Raw genomic sequence first — 19,184 nt, forward strand, 5'->3', positions numbered from 1 at the left:
CGATTCCTTCTCGCTTTGTTCGACACTGGTCCGCCAACGGTGTGCCGGGATCCGGCCGAGTTCGTGGGTTTCGGCTAGAGCTGTGGGTTCGGCGCGAGAGGACTGTAGTACTCGAATGGATAGGGTTCGTCGCACTGTTCGGGGTCGAATTCGCCGCAGATCGAGTATTCCGCTCTTCACGCAGTTGTTGGGGGCAGCGGTCGAATCCGCGCCCGACTCGATCGCGATCCGCTACAACCCGACCGGCGAACCGGCTGATCAGCGCGAACTCACCTACACAGAGCTGGACGAATCGTCGTCACGATTGGCACGGGAACTGATCGAGCGGGGCGTCGGCCCCGGCGACGTCGTCGCCGTCGGCTTCACCCGCTCGATCGAATCGGTGCTGGCGGTATGGGCCATCGCCAAGACCGGCGCGGCCTACGTGCCGGTCGACCCCACCCTTCCGCCGGAGCGCAGCGCATTCATAGTCGCCGACTCCCGGGCGGTGCTGGGGCTCACCGATTCGACGCACCACTCGCGGCTCGGCACCGAGATCTACTGGCTCGACATCGACGATCCGCTACACCAGGAGCGCATCGCGGCACGACCCGCACATCCGATCTCCTACGTCGACCGGGTGGGCACACCGACCGAACAGCATCCGGCCTACCTCATCTACACCTCCGGCTCCACCGGTCGCCCGAAGGGCGTTGTGGTGACGCACGCCGGTCTCGCGATGCTGGTCAACGCTCAGCGCGAGCGGTATGCGGTCGATGGCGATTCCCGGGTGCTGCACGTTTGTTCGCCGAACTTCGACGTATCGGTGCTCGAGTTGCTGCTGGCCTTCAGTTCCGGCGCGACGCTGGTGATGTCCCCGCCGACGGTGTTCGGCGGCGCCGACCTCGCCGACCTGCTCCGGCGTGAACGTGTCACGCACATGCTGATCACGCCCGCGGCGCTGGAGTCGGTCGATCCGAGCGGACTCGACGCGTTGCGGGTGGTTGTCGTCGCGGGTGATGCCTTCGGCCCCGGGCTGGTCGAGCGGTGGGCGGTCGACGGGCGGTCTCTCTACAACGCCTACGGGCCGACCGAGGTCACCATTCTCGCCACTGAAAGCGCCGAGTTGGTGCCCGGACAGCCGATCACCATCGGCACCGCCCTGCCAGGTATCGGCGCGGTACTGCTCGATTCGCGGCTACGCCCGGTACCCACCGACGTGGTCGGCGAACTCTACCTTTCCGGTCCCGCGCTCGCGCAGGGCTACCTGGGGCGGGCGGGGCTCACGGCGGAGCGATTCGTGGCGAATCCGTTCGGCGGGGAAGTCGGTTCCCCTGGCGTACGGATGTATCGCACCGGCGATCTGGTGCGGCGCCGTGCCGATGGCGCAATCGAATACTTGGGCCGCTCGGATTTCCAGGTCAAGATCCGCGGCTTCCGTATCGAGCTGGGTGAAATCGACGCCGCACTGACCGGTCACCCCGATATCGACTACGCAGCGACTCTCGGCAAGGTCGCCCCCTCGGGCGCGACCGTACTGGTTTCCTATGTGCTGGCGCGCAACGGCGTTGCCATCGATACCCGAGAACTCCTACGCTTCGCAGCAACCGCATTGCCCGGCCATATGGTGCCGTCCGCGATCGTTGTACTCGACGCGATTCCCTTGTCCCCCAATGGAAAGCTCGATCGGCAAGCGTTGCCCGAGCCGGTGTTCGAGACGGCGGTGTCGCGAGCCCCGGTGGGCGCCGTGGAATCCCGGCTCGCCGAATTGTATGCGCAGGTGCTCGGTGTGCGGGTCGGGGCGGATGACTCGTTCTTCGCCGTCGGTGGCGACAGCATCCTATCGATCCAGCTGGTGTCGCGGGCCCGCGCGGCAGGGATACTGTTCACCCCCCAGGATGTGTTCGAGCAGCGCACGGTGGCCGGGTTGGCGCGGGTCGCGGTGATCGGCGCCGATCCCGTGCCGAGGCTCGCGGAGTTGCCCGGCGGCGGTGTCGGGGAGATTCCGCTGACACCGGTGCTGGCCGCACACCTCGTCGGGGGAAGGTTGTTCGGCCGGTTCACCCAGCACATGGTGCTGGCCCTACCCGAACACATCGACCGGGCGGATCTGGTGGCCACGCTCACCGCGGTGCTGGACCACCACGACATGTTGCGCGCACAGGTGTGGTCCGCCGACGGGCGATGGCAACTGCGCACGCTGCCACCGGGTGCGGTGGACGTGGACGCGCTACTCACCCGGATCGACGTCCGCACCGGACTCGACATCGATGAGCTGCACGAAACCGCCAGTGCGGCAATGGATTCCGCCCTCGACACGCTAGACCCGGCGTCGGCCCGAATGATCGCCTGCACCTGGCTGTCCCGACCGGACGGCCGGGATGCGCTGATCATCGCCGCGCATCACTACGTGATCGACGGCGTGTCATGGCGCATTCTGATCTCGGATTTGGTGACCGCGTGGGCGCAACGCGACGGTGGACACCGGATCGCCCTGCCCGGCGTCGGCACGTCCTTCCGGCGGTGGGCGCACGGTCTGGTCGAGGCGGCGACGGACCGCAAAGGCGAACTGCCGTACTGGCGGCGGGTACTGACCGTCGCTGACCCATTGTTGGGCGCGCGGGCACTCGACCCGGTCATCGATACCGCGGCGACGGTGCGGCGGTTCACCGTCACAGTGCCTACCGAAGTCACCCATGCGGTATTGACCGAGTTGCCGACGCTGTATCGGAGCGGGGTCAACGACGGTCTGCTCGCGGCGTTGGCGCTGGCGGTGCGTTCGTGGCGGGCGAAGAGAGGGGTCGATGCCGCGGCCACGCGAATCCGGCTGGAGGGACACGGTCGTGAAGAAAACGCCGTTGCCGGTGCCGACCTGAACCGCACTGTCGGCTGGTTCACCAGCATGTATCCGGTGGTGCTCGATCTGTCCGGCATCGACGCCGATGCCGCGTGGAATACCGCCGACGCGACCGCGGCAATGCTCAAGACGGTGAAGGAGCAGTTGCTCGCGGTGCCGGATAAGGGCATCGGTTTCGGCATGCTGCGTTATCTCGACGCCGAAACCGCGGGTGAGCTCGGCGGTGCGCTGGGCCAGATCGGCTTCAACTATCTCGGTCGGATTTCCGCGAGCGACGTGCCGGATGTGCTGACCGATCGCAGTTGGCTGCCGACCGCCGACTGGGGTACCCCGGAAGCCGACCAGGATCGGGCGATGCCCGCGGCCGCCGTGGTGGATATCAACGCGATCGCTACCGATACCGACGCGGGCGCGCAGCTGAACGCGTCGTTCGCGTACGCGTCCGAGGTCATCGACGAGGACTCGGCGCGGGAGCTGGCCGAGTACTGGGTGGCCGCACTGACCATGCTCGCCGGACACGTCCATGATCCGGCGGCCGGTGGCCTGACTCCGGCGGATGTCGCGCTCGTGCGGGTCAGCCAAAGCGAACTCGATATCTGGCAGCGGGAGCACCCGGGGCTGGTCGATGTTCTGCCGCTGTCGCCCCTGCAGCTCGGATTGCTTTTCCTGACACAGCTTTCCGACGATTCGGCAGACCCCTACCTGCTGCAGTTGGCGGTGGAGTTGTCCGGCGTGATCGATCTGGATCGCCTACGGCGGGCGGCGCAAGCGGTGTTGGATCGGCAGGCGATCCTGCGGGCCGCGTTCAGAACTTCGGTCGAGGGCAACCCCGTCCAAATCGTCGCCGACGGCCTTGCGGTCCCGTGGCACATCGTCGACACATCGGACACCGATCCGGCGGCGCTGCTGGCCGCCGAAGCACGCCGCGGGTTCGATCCGACGGTGGCACCGCTGCTGCGATTCACGGTGTATCGCACGAACTCCGGACGCGTACATCTGGTGTTGACCGCGCATCACATCCTGTTGGATGGCTGGTCGATGCCGTTGCTGATGAAGGAACTACTGGTTTCCTATGCGGCCGACGGTGTTTCGACGGCGCTGCCGCCGGTCAGGCCGTATCGGGACTATCTCGCCTGGTTGGCGCGCTACGACCGGGACACCACCGGGCAGAGGTGGCGCGCGGCGCTGGCCGGTCTGCTACCCACTCGGCTGGCCACGACGCTGCCGCCGCCCACGACGGCCGCCGACGGCCACGGGGTTTGCGCCGCCGAGCTGCCACCTGCCGAAACAGCGGAGCTGCTGAGGTTCGCCGCCGCAACGGAAGTCACCGTCAATACGGTGGTCCAGGCGGCGTGGGGGCTGGTGCTCGCGGCCTGTGCCGGTGGCGATGACGTCGTATTCGGTGCGGTGGTTTCCGGACGGCCGCCACAGGTCGACGGGGTCGACGAGATGGTCGGCCTGTTCGCGAATACCGTCCCCGTGCGGGTTCGGTTCGACTCCGATGCGCCGGTGCGGCAACTGCTGATTCGGCTTCAGTCCGAACAGGTTTCGTTGCTCGACTGTCACTACCTCGGGTTGGCCGATATTCAGCGCGCCGCTGACGCCGGTGAGTTGTTCGATTCGCTGGTGGCCTTCGAGTCGTATCCGGTCGACACCGATGGTTTACGGCAGGCCCACGGAACGATCGACGGGCTGGAAGTCGTCGATCTCCAAGGTCGCAACTTCACCCACTATCCGGTGGCTGTCGTGGTCGAGTTGGGCACCCGACTCCAGGTACAGGTGCAGTACCGGCGCGAGCTGATCACCCCTACGGCCGCGCAGGCACTCGCCGACCGGTTGCGGGCGCTGATCGGTGAATTCGTCGCGACGCCGGAGCACACACCGGCGCACATCAATCAGATCCTCGACGATCGCGGCGATCTGATCGCGCAGACGCGCTACTGGCGCACCGCGCTCCAGGGGCTGCCGAATGAGCTGAACCTCCCCATGGATCGCCCACGGCCCGCCGTGCCCACCCGTGCGGAAGCCTGCGTCGAGTTCGAGATCGGTGCGGATCTGCGGTTACACCAGGTCGCGCGGACACGCGATACGACGGTGTTCACCGTCGTACACGCGGCATTCGCGGTACTGCTCGCGCGACTATCGGGTACCGACGACATCGCGATCGGCACACCCGTGGAAACGGGTGACTCGGTCAACACTGTGGTACTGCGTACCAGCGTTCCGGGTGAAATCTCCTTCGACGATCTGCTCGCGAAGGCGAAAGACATTGCGCTACAGGCATTCACACGAGCAGACCTGGCGTTCGACGGGTTGGCGGCATTACTGGATCCGGTCCGGTCGCCGGTGCAGGTGATGATGTCCACCGGTGATCGGACTCCCGTCGCACGCGGGCCGTTCGATCTGTCCCTGCACATTCGGGAGAACCGAGACAGCGCGGGCATCGTCGCGACCCTCTACTTCGCGCCCGATTTGTTCGACCGCCGCACAGTAGAGATTTTCGCCGAGCGATTCCGTCGCCTACTGGCGGCCGCGGTGCATCGCCCATGCGACCCGATCGGTGACCTGCCGTTGCTCGGCGACGACGAACTCGCGCTGCTGACCCGAGTCCACCACGATGACATGCGCACGCCTCGGTCGCTGCCTGAGCTGCTGACTGGTGGGGTCGCGTTGGGCCGGGACCGGGTCGCGGTGCGATACCGGGGTCGGTCGATCAGTTATGGCGAACTCGACGACCAGTCGTCGCGGTTGGCGAGGCTTCTGATCGATCGAGGTGTCGGCCCAGAACTGCCGGTCGCAGTGGCACTGCCCCGTTCCTACGAGATGGTGTTGGCGGCCATCGCGATCGCCAAGGCCGGTGGTGCGCATCTGCCGGTCGACCCGGCTCATCCCGCGCATCGGGTGCGGCACATGTTGACCGATTCCGGTGCGGCCCTTGGCATTACCGGATCCGACTATGTCGACCGGCTACCGGATGAGGTGGATTGGCTGGTGCTGGATGCACCGGAGACGGCGATGTTGTGCGCCGACCAGTCAGCCGCCACGGTCACCGACGCCGAGCGGATCGTGCCGTTACGGATCCAACATCCGGCCTACGTGATCTACACCTCGGGCTCGACGGGCCTGCCCAAGGGGGTCGCGGTAACCCATGGCGGGTTGAGCGATTTGGTCGATCATTCGGTCGCCCAATACGGCCTCGAACCGCACCACCGGTACCTGCATATCTGTTCGCCGAGTTTCGATCCGTCGGTGATGGAATGGATGTGCGCGTTCTCGGTGGGGGCGACATTGGTGGTCGTGCCGTCGGATGTCATGGGCGGACCGGAACTCGGCGAGTTGCTGCGGACCGAGGAGGTGACGCACACGATCATCACTCCGGCGGTGCTCGGCACGGTCGATCCGGCCGGTGTGGACCGGATGGAAGTGCTGTTCGTGGGTGGGGATGTGCTGACCCCGGACCTGTTGGCCAAATGGCAGCCCGGCCGCCGGTTGTTCAACGCGTACGGTCCGACCGAGGCGACCGTCATGTCGTCGAATGTGGAACTGGTTGCGGGGCAACATATCACGGTCGGCAAGCCGATTCTGGGTAGCTCCGCGTTCGTGCTGGATTCGCGGTTGAATCCGGTACCGCCCGGTGTCACGGGTGAGCTGTATCTGGCGGGTGCCGGGTTGGCCCGTGGCTATTGGCATCGTGCCGGGTTGTCCGCGCAGCGGTTTGTCGCCAATCCCTGGGGTGGGCCCGGTTCACGGATGTATCGCACCGGCGACCTGGTGCGCTGGTACGCGGCACCCGAGCAGCGAGCGGGGAATCTCGCGGCGCCGGATTGGCAGCTCGACTATGTCGGTCGCGCTGATTTCCAGGTGAAGGTTCGGGGTTTCCGTATCGAGCTCGGCGAGATCGATACCGTGCTCGGCCGACATGCCGATATCGATTTCGTGGTCACGCTGGGTCGTGAAATGCCCGGTGGTACAACCGCATTGGTGTCGTATGTGCTGGCGACGCCGGGGCGGGTCGTGGAACCGGCCGAGCTGCGGGAGTATGCGGCCGGGTTCCTGCCGTCGCATATGGTGCCAACGGCGATTGTGGTGCTGGACCGGGTTCCCTTGACTTCGAATGGAAAGCTGGACCGTGCAGCGCTGCCGGAGCCGGTGTTCCAGACGGCTGTTTCACGTGCGCCGGTCGGCACGGTCGAGAACCGGCTTGCCGAGCTCTTCGCGCAGGTGCTGGGTGTGCGGCGGGTCGGGGTGGACGATTCGTTCTTCGCCCTGGGTGGTGACAGCATCATGTCGATCCAATTGGTGTCGCGGGCCAAGTCGGCCGGGCTGGTATTCACAACGCGAGATGTATTCGAGCACAAGACAGTCGCGGGGTTGGCTCGTGTTGCCGTGGTCGGTGCGGAGTCGGCGACGGTCTTGGCCGAGCTGCCCGGCGGTGGAGTCGGCACGGTTCCGCTCACGCCGATACTTGCTTGGTTCCTCGCCAACGGTTCATTCGGTCGGTTCGCCCAGAGCATGGTGCTCGGTTTGCCGGAGGAAATCGATCGCGCGGGTGTGGTGGCCACCGTCGGCGCGGTGCTCGATCATCATGATGTGCTGCGCTCGCGAGTGTGGCGGGTGGACGGGCAGTGGCGGTTCGAGGTGTCGGCTCGCGGCGCCGTCGAGGTCGACGCGCTGGTCGCCGAGGTCGAGGTGCCCACGGGTGCCGACGAGGCCGAGCTGAACCGAATCGCCAACGCGGCCATGGATTCCGCGCTGGCCAGGCTGGATCCGGCCGCGGGCCGGATGATCACCTGCACGTGGCTGCGCAGGCCCGACGCGCGCGATGCGATCGCCGTCGCGGTCCATCACTATGTGACCGATGGTGTGTCATGGCGCATCCTGATCCCGGATCTGATACTCGCGTGGGCACAACACAGCGCCGGGCAGCCGGTGGCATTGCCCACCGTCGGCACCTCCTTCCGACGCTGGGCGCACGCCTTGGTGGAAGCGGCCGCCACACCGGAGCGTGCGCAGGAACTCGGTTATTGGTGCCGGGTGTTGGCCACCCCGGATCCGCTGCTCGGCGCGCGTGCCCTGGACCCGGTCGCCGATACCTTCCAGACCAGGGGTGCGTTCGATATCCGGGTTCCGGTCGAGGTCGCCGATGCGGTGCTCGCCAAAGTTCCCGCGCTGTACCAGGGCGGTCCCAACGACAGCCTGCTGGCCGCGCTCGCGCTGGCGGTGCGTTCCTGGCGGGCGCGGCGCGGTATCGACGCTCCGGTCACTCGACTGCGGCTCGAGGGGCACGGTCGCGAGGAAGACGCGGTGCCCGGCGCTGACCTGACCCGCACTGTCGGCTGGTTCACCAGCATCAGTCCGGTGGCCATCGACCTGTCCGGAATCGACACCGCGGCCGCCCTCTCCGGTGGCGAGCCGACCGCCGCGGTGCTGAAATCGGTGAAGGAGCAATTGCTTTCGGTGCCGGATCGAGGCATCGGCTTCGGTCTGCTCCGGCATCTGAATCCGGATACCGCCGACGCGCTGGCCGGTGATCTCGGACAGATCAGCTTCAACTACCTCGGCCGCGTCGCCGCGAGTGCGGTGCCCGAGCGCGGGTCGGATGCGGGCTGGCTGCCGACCGCGGACCTGGGACCCATTGCCGCAGAGCCGAATCCGGACCTGCCGCTGTCCGCGGTGATCGACATCAACACAATCGTCAGCGATACCGCCGATGGCCCGCGAACGGTGGCGTCGTTCGCCTTCGCCGCCGCGATTGTCGACGAGGCGGCGGTGCGGGAGTTGGCCGAGGACTGGCTGGCCGCGCTCACCGCGATTGCCGACCACTCGAAGGATCCGGCCGCCGGGGGTCTGACCCCATCGGATGTGCCGCTGGTACGGGTCTCTCAGGTCGAGTTGGACCAGTGGCGGCGGGGCTATCCCGGGCTCTCGGATGTGCTGCCGCTGTCACCGCTGCAGGGCTCGTTGCGGGTACTCATCGAGCTACTGGACGATTCGGTCGAGTCCTACATCATCCAGCTGGCCGCCCAGCTGACCGGCGAGCTGGATATGGGCCGGTTACGCCGAGCCGCGCAGACGATTCTGGACCGGCACGCGAACCTGCGGTCGGCCTTCGTCGCCACGGCCGACGGGACGCCGGTGCAGCTGGTGGTGGACGGGGTCCAGGTGCCGTGGCAGGTTGTCGACGGCGTGTCCGAGGCCGAGCTGCCGGAACTGCTGCGCGCCGAGCGGCGACGCGGATTCGATCCTGCCGTGGCGCCGCTGCTGCGATTCACGGTGTACACCAACGACTCCGGCCAGCAAAAGCGCAACCACCTCGTGTTGACCGGACACCACATCCTGCTCGACGGCTGGTCGATGCCGCTGTTGATGAAGGAGCTCCTGGTCCTGTACGCGACCGGCGGCGACACGGCACGGCTCGCACCGGTCCGGCCCTACCGCGACTACCTCCGGTGGCTCGCGCGACAAGACCGGGAGGCCGCGGTGCGCGCCTGGTCGGACGTATTGACCGGCGCCAGCGCGACCATGCTCGCCCCCGAACTGGCGTGGCCAGCGGCGGTCGGCGACGGGTTCGGCGTCTGTGAATTCGATCTGTCGCCCGCACAGACCTCGGCGCTCACCGCCTTCGCGGCTACCGCCGAGGTCACCGCCAATACGGTGGTCCAGGCGGCGTGGGGTCTGGTCGTCGCCGGTAGCACCGGACGCGACGATGTCGTCTTCGGCGCGACGGTCTCCGGCAGACCGCCGCAACTCGACGGTATCGGCGACATGATCGGCCTGTTCGTGGATGCCGTCCCGGTACGGATCCGATTCGATCGCGGCACGACGGCGCCTGCCCTGCTGGCCGATTTACAGGCCGAGCAGGCGTCGCTGTTGGATCATCACCACCTCGGATTGGCCGCGATCCAACGCGCGGTCGGTTCGTCCATATCCACTACGCAAGCTCTGTCGGCCGCCATCCCGCTGTGCTCGCCCACCCCGCCGACTACACAAGCTCCCACGATCACCCATGACGAGCTTTTCGACACCATGCTGGTCTTCGAGTCCTACCCCATCGACGCCGACGGGCTTCAGCAGGCCAGTGGCGCCATCGACGGGTTGCGGATCGAGCAAATGCGCGGGGCCGACTTCACGCACTATCCGATCACCGTTGTGGTCTTCCTCGATACCCGGACGCTGGTGCAGGTCAAATACCGGCGGGATATGGTCGCCGACGAGACAGCGCGGGCCGTGGCCGATCGGCTTCGCCGCGTGCTCGACGATCTGCCGACGGGCCCGGACCGTACCGCGGCCGAGATCGCGCGACTCTGCGACACCGAATCGGACGACCCGATCACCAGATCTCGATACTGGCGCACGGCGTTGGCGGGGCTGCCCGATCGGCTGGAGCTGCCATCCGACCGCCCGCGCACGGCAGTGCGGTCCGATGTCCGTGGGCAGGTGGAGTTCTCGGTACCGGACGAGGTACACCTGGGCCTACGACAGCTTGCGCACACGGCGGGCGTGACATGGACCGCGGTGGTGCGCACGGCATTGGCGGTACTGCTCGCGCGGCTATCCGGCTCCGACGACATCGCGATCGGCACTCCGACGCCAGGCGGCCGCCGTGCCGAACTGGTGCTGCGTACCCGCGTGGATCGGGCCGCGCGCTTCGCCGACCTCCTACCGCAGGCCCACCAGCGTGAACTCCAAGGATTCGCGCACGCGGGTATCCCGTTCGACGAGTTGATCGATCTGGTGGGAGCGCGGCGGGCGGCGGGTCGGCATCCGCTATTCCAGGTGGCTCTGTCGTTCCAGAGTCCGCCGGATGCGGTCGGGGATCTGGCACTGGCGATCTCGGCCGCGGATGGCGGCTCGGATCGGCTGCGCGGCGAAATATCTTTCGCGCGTGATCTTTTCGATGACGATACGGCGCAGATGTTTGCCCGGCGGTTCATTCGGCTGCTGGCCGCGGTCGTGCACGAACCCACCGCGCGGGTAAGCGATCTGCCGCTATTGGTCGACGACGAATATGAGCGACTGACCCGGATGGGCGGCGGCGCCCCGGTTACCGTCGGGATGCTGCCGGATCTGCTGACCCGGGGAGTCGGTTTCGGGCGTGCTCGAGTCGCGGTGCGCGACGCGGGGCGTGCCTACACCTACGGTGAGCTCGACGAGCTGTCGTCGCGGCTGGCGCGGGTACTGATCGATCGAGGTGTCGCGCCGGAAACGGTGGTGGCGCTGGCGATGCGGCGTTCGTACGAGATGATCGCCGCGGTATGGGCGGTCGCCAAGGCGGGCGGCGCGTATCTGCCGGTCGATCCGAGCTATCCGGTGGACCGGGTGCGGCACATGGTGGCCGATTCCGGTGCGGTGCTGGGCATTACGGTTTCCGCGCAGTCCGGTCTGCCCGACACGGTGGACTGGCTGGTCTTCGACGATCCCGCGCTGCTCGCACGCTGCGCCGCCCACTCGGCGGCCGTGGTGACCGACGCGGACCGGCGTGCGCCGCTGCGCATGTCGCATCCGGCCTATGTGATCTACACGTCGGGGTCCACGGGATTGCCCAAGGGGGTCACCGTCACCCACGCCGGGCTCGGTGGACTCGTCGGCCACACCGTCGACCTGCTCGGACTCGGGCCGCAACATCGGATGCTGCATGTGTGTTCGCCGAGTTTCGACCAATCGGTCGAGGAGTGGTCCAGCACCTTCTACAGCGGCGCCACCCTGGTGATCGCCGCACCGGATATCGTCGGCGGCACCGAACTGCATGACCTGCTGCGCGACGAACGGGTGACGCATACGATCATCACCCCGGCGCTGCTCGGCACCGTCGATCCCTCCGGCCTGGATGATTTGCAGGTTGTGTCCGCAGGTGGCGAGGCCACCACTGCCGACCTGCTGGCCAGGTGGCAGCCCGCTCGCCGCTTCATCAACGGATACGGTCCGACCGAGGCGACGATCGGCGCCACCTATACGACTCTGCTTGCGGGACAACGGATAACGATCGGCCGTACGGTACCGGGCGGGTGGGCGGCGGTGCTCGACGAGCGGTTGCACCCGGTGCCCGCGGGCGTCACCGGTGAGCTGTATCTGGCGGGCCCGGCACTGGCCCGCGGCTATCACGGGCGGTCCGGCTCGACGTCGGAACGTTTCGTCGCGAATCCGTGGGGTGCGCCGGGCGACCGGATGTACCGGACCGGCGATCTGGTCCGCTGGGTCGAGGTACCGAATGGTTGGGAGTTGGAGTACCTGGGCCGCACGGACTTCCAGGTGAAGATCCGTGGCTTCCGCATCGAGCTCGGGGAGATCGACGCGGTGCTCGCCGCGCATCCCGACGTCGAGTACGCGGTGACCGTCGGGCGCGAAAACCCCAGCGGGACCACGATTCTGGTGTCGTATGTGATGGGGCGGTCGTCGGATCCGGATCAGCTGGTGCGGTGGGCGGCGCGTAGCCTGCCGTCGCATATGGTTCCCGCGTCGGTCGTGGTGCTCGACGAGATTCCGTTGACCCCGGTCGGCAAGCTGGACCGAAATGCCCTCCCCGAACCACGATTCACGGTGCGCACCTACCGCGAACCATCGACGGTGACGGAACGGACCGTGGCCGGTGTCTTCGCCGATGTGCTCGGCATCGAGCGCATCGGCGCCGACGATAATTTCTTCGAGCTCGGCGGCAATTCACTGCTCGCCACGCGGGTGACAGCCCGCCTCGGCATGGCGATCGATGCCCGCGTTCCGGTGCGTGTGCTGTTCGCCGCACCCACCGTCGCGAGTTGTGCGCGAGAGGTCGCGAAGCTCTCCGGCACCGGCAGTCGCCGCGCCCTGGTCGCGGGCCCACGGCCGGAACGTATTCCGCTCTCGCCCGCACAGCAACGGATGTGGTTTCTCAACCAGTTCGATACCGAGTCGACCGCATACAACATTCCCGTCGCGATCCGTCTGACCGGCGATCTGGATATCGCCGCGCTGGGGCAGGCCTTCACAGATGTGGTTGTGCGCCATGAGATCCTGCGAACCGTTTATCCGCAGCCAGCGGTGGGCGACTCGGATGTATCGGATCCGGTGCAGGTCATCCTGCCTCCCGAACACTGCGACGTGCCGCGCCTGGAGGTCCGGACCGTCGATGCCGCCGAGGTGGAATCGGCTGTACTGGAACTGGTTTCGACGACCTTCGACGTTACTGCCGAGGTGCCCGTCCGGGCGGTGCTGTTCCGGGTCGCGGACGGTGAATTCGTACTCGGCATGGTCGTCGCTCACATCGCGGGTGACGGCTACTCCGGTGGCCCGCTTACTCGTGATCTTGCCTCGGCATACGTGGCTCGTGCGGTCGGACGGACCCCGGATCGGTCGCCGCTGGCCGTGCAGTACGCGGATTACACACTGTGGCAACGTGCGTTGCTCGGTAGGGCCGACCAGCCTGGGTCGATGGCGGCCGAGCAGATCGCCTACTGGCGGCGGGCCCTTGCCGACCTACCCGATGAGCTGCGATTGCCGAGAGACCGGCCGCGTCCGGCGGTGCAGTCGTTCGTCGGCGGCCGAGTGCGGTTGCGCATCGATGCGCGTGCGCATGCGGCGCTGGCGCGGTTGGCGCGGGCCGAGGACGCCACGCTGTTCATGGTTGTGCATACCGCCTTGGCGGTGCTGCTGGCTCGCTTGTCGGGCACCGACGACATCGCGATCGGTACACCGATAGCTGGCCGGGGTGAGGCGGTGCTGGACGATCTGATCGGCATGTTCGTCAACACCCTGGTATTCCGTACCCGGGTGGATCCGAGTGCGGGTTTCACGGAGTTGCTTGCGCGGCAACGCGATATCGACGTCCAAGCGTTCGCCCATGCCGATGTGCCGTTCGAGCAATTGGTCGAAGTGCTGAATCCGGTGCGCTCGACGGCGCGGCATCCGCTGTTCCAGGTGGGGCTCTCGTTCCAGAATCTGGCCCCGGCCAGGATGGAGTTGCCGGGCTTGACGCTCACGGAGTTGGCAACGGATCGACAGGTGTCGCAGTTCGATCTGCATGTGATCATGGCCGACAGCTACGACGAGGACGGTGCGCCGACGGGTATCGGCGGCTTCTTCACCTACGCCGCGGAGCTGTTCGACGAGTCGACAGTGCGCAGTTTCGTGGACCGGTTCGTGCGCGTCCTCGATGCCGTCATCGCGGACCCGCACCGGCCGGTCGGTGCTATCGATCTGCTCGCGACCGACGAAAGTACCCGGATCCTCACCCTGTGGAACGACACCGCGCACCAGGTGAATACGGCCACCACGTTGGTGTCACTGCTCGACGAGACTGTCGCTGCCACACCGGAATCGACGGCGCTCGTCACTGCCGATGGTGTTCGGATCAGTTACGTCGAGCTGGATCGACGCGTGAACAAGGTTGCGCGGTACTTGATTTCGTTAGGAGTGCGCCCGGAGTCGCTGGTGGCGTTGGCCATTCGGCGTTCGGTGGATCTGGTCGTCGCGATGTATGCGGTGAGCAAGGCCGGTGGTGTGTACGTGCCGATCGATCCCGATCAGCCCGCGCAGCGAACCGAGTACATGCTGGAGACGGCGGCACCGGTTTGTGTGCTGACGAATGCCGATGCCGGTTTCGAGACCTCCGCTGCGCCGGTGGTGCTGATGGATCGACTGGACCTGTCCTCGATGGACGCGGCCCCGATCACCGACGCGGAGCGAATCGCGCCGTTGCGCCCCGAGCACGCGGCCTATGTGATCTTCACGTCGGGTTCCACGGGTCGCCCGAAGGGGGTCGCGGTCTCACACGGTGCGATAGTCAATCAGTTGCTCTGGAAGACAGCGCGATTCGGATTGACCGCCGATGACGCGGTGTTGTTGAAGACGGCGGCGACGTTCGATCTGTCGGTGTGGGAATTCTGGTCGGCCGCCGTCTGCGGGGGCCGCCTGGTAATCGCCGCACCGGACGGCCACCGCGACCCGGCATACCTGAACGAACTGATCACCCGTGAAGGCGTGACCACGCTGCACGCGGTGCCATCGATGCTGGACGCATTGCTGACCGGTCGGCTGCCGGATTCGTTGCGCCGGGTACTGGCGATCGGTGAGACCCTGCCTGCCGCGCTGGCGCGCCGATTCGCGGCGGCGGCGCCCGATACGTCGCTGTACAACCTGTACGGCCCGACCGAGGCGGCGGTGTCGATCACCAGCCATCAGGTGGACAGGGCCGATGAACCGACCGTGCCGATCGGCGGACCGGCGTGGAACAGTCGGGTATTCGTACTGGATTCGTGGTTGCGCCCGGTGCCGGTCGGCGTTGCGGGTGAATTGTATTTGGCCGGAGAACAATTGGCGCGGGGCTACTTCGGTCGCGCTGACCTGACGGCCGAACGTTTCGTCGCCAACCCGTTCCAGCCGGGTGCCCGGATGTATCGCACCGGTGATCTGGTGGCATGGAACGGCGACGGCGAGCTCGACTATCGGGGCCGTACCGATTTCCAGGTGAAGATCCGTGGCTTCCGCATCGAACTCGGCGAGATCGATGCGGTACTTGCCGCGCATGCGGACGTGGATTTCGCCGTCACGGTCGGCAGGGAGAATCCCACTGGGGCAACGGTTCTGGTGTCGTACGTGGTGGCCGCCATGGACCGGGTGATCGATCCGGATCGGCTGATCCACTGGGCCGCACGGACTTTGCCGTCGCATATGGTTCCGACGGCGATCGTTGTCCTCGACAGTGTCCCGTTGACCCAGGTCGGCAAACTCGACCGCGCGGCGCTGCCCCAACCCGAGCTCGGCACCCGCGCCTACCGCGCGCCGACGACAGCGCTCGAGACCATGGTCTGCGAGATTTTCGCGGATGTCCTGTGTCTGGATCGCATCGGATTGGATGACAACTTCTTCGAACTCGGCGGCAATTCACTGATCGCGACCAAGCTGACGGCTCGGTTGAGCGAGGCGATGGCCGAAACGATTCCGGTGATGTGGGCGTTCACCGCCCCCACTCCTGCGGGAATCGTCGCGGAGTTGCGTGCGCGCGGCACCGAGGGTGCCGGTACCGACGCGGCATTCGATGTAATGCTCCCAATACGGACCTCCGGCACCGCCGAGCCGCTGTTCTGCATCCATCCGATCGGCGGCATCGCCTGGTCGTTCGCCGGGCTGGCCGCTCATCTCGACGCGGATCGGCCGATTTACGGACTCCAGTCACCCGCGCTGAGTTCGGCGGACCCGCTGCCGGATTCGATCGAGGACTGGGCCCGGCACTACGTCAAACACGTTCGTGCGCTGCAACCGGAAGGCCCCTACCACCTGCTCGGCTGGTCACTCGGCGGTGTGCTCGCGCATGCCATGGCCGTCCAGCTCCAGGACGAAGGGGCGCAGGTGGCGCTGCTGGGCATGATGGACAGTCGACTACTCGAGACCGCCGCCGGATCGCCCCTCGCGGGGATCGAGGTCGCGGTGCCCGAACTGCTCGGTGGACTGCTCGGCGATAAAGCCGCGGAATTAGGCCTGGACGAAACGGTAGAATTGTCTCGGCTGGCCCAGCGGCTGAGCACGCTCCCCGAGCCGTTCGCATCCTTCGGGGCCGCGCGGATCGAAAGGGTGGTCGCCGCAGCGATCGATTCGGCGACTCTCGACGCGGCATATCGTGCGCGCTCCTTCGACGGGGACCTCGTCTACTTCACCGCATCCCACGACGATCCGACGTGTTCGGTCGGCGCCGCGACCTGGGCGGGCGCAGTGGCAGGGTCCGTGCACAACCACCCGATAGCCACCACACACTGGCGGATGACCACCGATGCGGCGCTCCGGCGCATCGCGGAGGTCCTGCACGAGTGGTTGTGACACAACTGCACAAGGCTCACCAGCCACTTCAGGGAGGGATCCCGGTCTGATCAGGTAATGACACGGAAGTCGCGATGTCGCTGGACAACCCACTATCGATACCCGGGGTCGGCAGACCAAAGTAGACTCGGGCTGTGACGCCCGCCCAGCTTCGGGCCTACTCGACTGTGGTGCGGCTCGGATCCGTCCATGCGGCGGCCAGAGCTGGGGATGTCCGACGCGGGCGTCCCGACGCACATCGCTCAGCTGCGCAAGGAACTCGACGGCCCACTGTCCACCCGCGCGCCCGGCCGGATTTTTCAGCGCCGAGATGACGATGGAGCACCGCATGGACGACGACAGCGAACGCACGCCGCAACTCACGGCGTACCCGCGCATCGACGACTACGGTTTCATCTCCGACTGTGAGGTCACCGCACTGATCGCGCCCAGCGGAGCCATCGAGTGGATGTGTCTGCCCCGCATCGACTCCCCCAGTGTCTTCGCGGCCATACTCGATCGTTCCGCCGGTTCGTTCCGGTTCGGCCCCGCCGACTTCATGGTGCCCACCGATCGCCGCTATGTCCCCGGCACGATGGTCATGGAGACGAGTTGGCGCAGCGGCGAAGGATGGGCGACGGTCCGCGATGTGCTGCTGGTCGGGCCATGGCGGCACCAGACACCCGGACGCAGCGCCCATCGTCGAACCCCCACCGACTACGATGCCGAGCACATTCTGCTGCGGACGGTGCACTGTGAGACCGGGCAAATCCAGTTCATGCTCGACTGCCAGCCGTCGTTCGACTACGGCAGGTATCGCGCTCATTGGGAATACCTCGACAGCTATCACGTCGCACAGGCCAGCGCAGATGGGATCGATCTGCGGCTGACGCTGACCACCGACATGCGCTTGGGGCTGGAAGGGACGCACGCGCTCGCGCGCACCCTGCTGCAGGCGGGCGACACACGCTTTTGCGCGCTGTCCTGGGGTAGTTGCGACGCGCCTGGCACCGCCGACGAAGCCGATGAACGGCTGCTGCGGACAATCCACCATTGGCGGCACTGGCTGGCGGGTGGGCGGTTTCCGGACCACCCGTGGGCTGCCCAGCTCACCCGCAGCGCGCTGACCCTCAAGGGGCTGACCTTCGCACCCACCGGCGCCATCAGTGCCGCCGCTACCACGTCATTGCCCGAAACCCCAGGCGGAGAACGTAATTGGGACTACCGCTACTCGTGGATACGCGACTCCGCCTTCGCGCTGTGGGGCCTGTACACACTGGGCTTCAGTTGGGAGGCGAACGACTTCTTCTCCTACATCATCAGCTTGACCGAAGACGTCCGGGACATGCAGATCGTCTACGGCATCAGTGGCGAAAGCGATCTCACCGAGCAGACTCTCACCCACCTACGCGGCTACGAAAATGCCAGCCCCGTACGTATCGGCAACGACGCCTACCGGCAACGCCAGCACGATGTGTGGGGCGCTGCCCTGGACGCGGTCTATCTCTACGCCCGCAACCAAGACCAGATCGACGCGCGAGCATGGCTGGTGCTGGGGCGCGCGGTCAAAAGCGCACTCACCTATTGGCGCGAGCCCGACCATGGCATCTGGGAAGTACGGGGAGAGCCCCAACATTTCACCTCCAGCAAGGTGATGTGTTGGGTTGCCGCCGATCGCGGCGCCCGACTGGCCCGGATCCACCAGGACTTCGAACGCGCGCATCGCTGGCAACAGGCCGCGGACGACATACACGCCGACATCTGCACTCACGCGGTCGACTCGCGGAAGGTGTTCACCCAGTACTACGGCAGCACGGCGCTGGATGCTTCGACTCTGCTCATCCCGCTGGTTCGTTTCCTGCCGCCGGACGACGAGCGGGTGCGCAACACGGTGTTGGCCATCGCCGACGAGCTGACCGAGGACGGCCTCGTATTGCGGTACCGCGTCAGTGAAACCGACGACGGATGCCCAGGGGAAGAAGGGGCCTTCACGATCTGCTCGTTCTGGCTGGTGTCGGCGCTGTCGGAGATCGGCGAGAAGACACGAGCCAAACAGCTGTGCGAGAAACTGCTTGCCTACGCCAGCCCCCTCGGCCTCTATGCCGAGGAGATCGACCCCCGAACCGGGCGGCACTGGGGCAACTATCCCCAGGCGTTCACCCACCTCGCCTTGATCAACGCCGTAATGCACGTCATCCAGGACGAACAAGCCATCCTGCGGCAGGCACTCGGCGGGGAATCGATCGCCCCACGGCTGGACGATGCCTCGTTCACCCTCGGATACATGCACCGCTGACCCTCGTGCCGTCCATCTGGCTGATCTACGGATGCGTTCGACGTGCTCTCCGACGAGCCGGTTCAGCTAGCGATGCCGAGAATTTGCTAGCTTTCCCCTCAGTGTTTGATCGACTTCTGGGCAATGATCGACAACATCGCCATGGCAAACGAATCAATTTCAATTAGCTGATAGTCCGGGGTTTTATACAGCAGCCGCCTGTCGGGCCCTGAAACAGGTTCGAGCATCGCCACAAGTTTGCGCAATGGCCGATCGCACCCGGCACTAGATCGTCAACCTCACAACCGT

Annotated in this window: 3 protein-coding genes and 1 pseudogene; 3 read left to right on the forward strand and 1 reads right to left on the reverse strand. The window is 66.3% G+C overall.

The genetic code is table 11. From position 1 onward, the window contains the following. Window positions 1-115: 115 nt before the first annotated feature. From NA5_RS41750 to NA5_RS05370, 3 genes and pseudogenes are all read left to right on the forward strand, one after another. Complete coding sequence (locus tag NA5_RS41750; protein ID WP_084483903.1) at window positions 116-16,621, forward strand: non-ribosomal peptide synthetase; 16,506 nt, start codon at window positions 116-118, stop codon at window positions 16,619-16,621. A 134-nt stretch (window positions 16,622-16,755) separates the two neighbouring features. Continuing rightward, window positions 16,756-16,903 (forward strand): annotated as a pseudogene (locus NA5_RS40140) (helix-turn-helix domain-containing protein); the annotation flags it as partial. A 46-nt stretch (window positions 16,904-16,949) separates the two neighbouring features. Beyond that, window positions 16,950-18,896 carry a glycoside hydrolase family 15 protein gene (locus tag NA5_RS05370; RefSeq protein WP_174555197.1) on the forward strand — a complete coding sequence of 649 codons (1,947 nt, stop codon included), beginning with the start codon at window positions 16,950-16,952 and terminating at the stop codon, window positions 18,894-18,896. 98 nt (window positions 18,897-18,994) lie between these two features. Here NA5_RS05370 and NA5_RS42810 read toward each other — a convergent pair whose 3' ends face one another. Further along, window positions 18,995-19,123 carry a hypothetical protein gene (locus tag NA5_RS42810; protein WP_281201693.1) on the reverse strand — a complete coding sequence of 43 codons (129 nt, stop codon included), beginning with the start codon at window positions 19,121-19,123 and terminating at the stop codon, window positions 18,995-18,997. Window positions 19,124-19,184 lie beyond the last annotated feature (61 nt).

It is taken from the genome of Nocardia anaemiae NBRC 100462 (assembly GCF_001612725.1).
GTDB lineage: Bacteria > Actinomycetota > Actinomycetes > Mycobacteriales > Mycobacteriaceae > Nocardia > Nocardia anaemiae.

Bases quoted from the DNA above. Each gene is read 5' to 3' on its own strand.
- NA5_RS42810 (WP_281201693.1), bottom strand. From the start codon at position 19,123: ATGCTCGAACCTGTTTCAGGGCCCGACAGGCGGCTGCTGTATAAAACC.
- NA5_RS05370 (WP_174555197.1), top strand. From the start codon at position 16,950: ATGGACGACGACAGCGAACGCACGCCGCAACTCACGGCGTACCCGCGC.
- NA5_RS41750 (WP_084483903.1), top strand. From the start codon at position 116: ATGGATAGGGTTCGTCGCACTGTTCGGGGTCGAATTCGCCGCAGATCG.